1 rRNA gene is annotated in these 281 nt (G+C 40.2%); it reads left to right on the top strand.

The features are described 5' to 3' along the window. Positions 1–159: ribosomal RNA gene (locus OS173_RS13280) — 23S ribosomal RNA — on the top strand; the annotation flags it as partial. Positions 160–281 lie beyond the last annotated feature (122 nt).

Here is a 281-nt window from a genome sequence, read left to right as displayed (position 1 = left end):
TGAAAGCATCTAAGCGGGAAGCCTCTTCCAAGATGAGATCTCACTGACTCCTTGAGAGTCCTAAAGGGCCCTTGTAGACTACAAGGTTGATAGGCTGGGTGTGGAAGTGCAGTAATGTATGAAGCTAACCAGTACTAATTACCCGTGAGGCTTGATCATATAACCCTAAGCGATTTAGGGTCAACAAATTGATCAAACTCTAATAATTTTAGACAAGCCAAAACTAAATCAAGATTTGAAAAGCGCATGCTTTGATTCATATTCCAAACATCAGTCTTAAG

It is taken from the genome of Marinicella gelatinilytica, from assembly GCF_026410405.1.
In the GTDB taxonomy this organism is placed as follows: domain Bacteria; phylum Pseudomonadota; class Gammaproteobacteria; order Xanthomonadales; family Marinicellaceae; genus Marinicella; species Marinicella gelatinilytica.
The sequence above is the reverse complement of the archived record's forward strand: the minus strand, read 5'-3'. Positions and strand labels throughout refer to the sequence as shown.